Genomic DNA, 1400 nt, shown 5'->3' on the forward strand with positions numbered 1-1400 from the left:
AGATCGCGTGGTAACGGGTCGCCTCGTCGGCGGTAGTGGCTGATCAGAGCACGGGTTTGGTGCGTTTGCCGGAATCTGGACCAGGTCAGGACGTGCTCGATGGTACTGGTGGCGGGCACGATGAGACGGGCGAAGACGCGGCGGATCTCAGCCAGGGATGGCCGGATCAGCCGGCCTGAACTCAGGCGTGGCTCTCCTGATGGTGTGGGTCTTTTCCCTGATCAACAGCATGCCGGCCTGGCTCGGGAGTGCTTCGGCCGTCCAGATGCGCGCGGCTGACGGCCAAAAAGGCCAGGGCGAGCATGGCCGTGCTCACGTGGCGGTGCCAGCCGTCCCACTTGCGGACCTGGTAGTCGGTCAGGCCCAGCAGGTCCTTGCCGGTCTCGTTGTTCTCCTCGATCTTCCAGCGCATCCCGGCGACGGTGATCAGCTCGGTGACGGGCGTGCCGGCCGGGGCATGGGCCAGGAAGAACTCGACGTCGACGGGATCGCTGATGCTGCGGCGGATCAGCAGGGTGTGCGTATGACCGTCGGCCGGGAACTGCCCCGCCGGACTCACCGCGACCGCAGCCCAGTCGTAGGAGCGCGTGCCCTTGGTGCCCTCACCGCAGGAACGGCGCTCCCACATACCCGGATGAGCGCGGGCCAGCAGCCGGTCCAGCACATGTCCGACCGGTTCCTCACCACCGCGGGCGGTCAGCAGCGGCAGATCCACCGGCACGGCCATCACATAGCCGATCCGATGAGCGTGGCAGTAATCCCGCAGGCCCGGATCACGGCCGTAGCCGCAGTCCGCGGCCAGATAACCGAACGGCGTACCCGCCCGCCGTTCCTCCTGCAGCATGTCGATCACCAGCTGAGGCTTGGTCGCGAACGCCACCTGCTCCGGCACGCCCGCCACCCGCCGCCGTTGTGTATCACCGGCCCACTCTTCGGGCAGGTAGAGCCGCCGGTTGATGAAGGCGTGCCCGGCCGCGGAGGCGTAGGTGAGCATCGGCATCACCTGGCAGTTCTCGACCTGGCCGGTCAGCCCGCAATACTGGCGGGCCACCCCGACCGACCGGTCACCCTTCTTGATCGCCTGCGTGTCATCGGCGATCAGCACCCCATCGCTGCTGCCCAGATGCTCCACGACATAGGCGCGCACGTCATCACGCAGCGCATCGGCGTCCCACTTGGCCCGTGACAGCAGCCACTCGATCGGGTTGGCGGTCGGATGCCCGAGATGGTCGGCCAGCTGCCAGGAGTTCTTGCGCGGCACATCAGCCAGCAGCCCGCGGACCAGGTCACCGAAGGTCGCCTTCGGCTCGGGCCGCTTGAACAGCCGATCAGCGATCCTCGAGGTCAGCGCCGTGAGCTCGGTATCCCAGGACACGACCAGATCGTAGGTGAGGCACAAG

1 protein-coding gene is annotated in these 1400 nt (G+C 67.3%); it reads right to left on the reverse strand.

Going from position 1 to position 1400, the window contains the following annotated elements; translation table 11 throughout:
* Positions 1-181 precede the first annotated feature (181 nt).
* The coding region (locus AB0K12_RS48350; RefSeq protein ID WP_364576149.1) for an IS701 family transposase at positions 182-1400 on the reverse strand (1219 nt) is incomplete at its 5' end.

It is taken from the genome of Nonomuraea sp. NPDC049419, assembly GCF_040676995.1.
Taxonomy (GTDB): Bacteria; Actinomycetota; Actinomycetes; order Streptosporangiales; family Streptosporangiaceae; genus Nonomuraea; species Nonomuraea salmonea.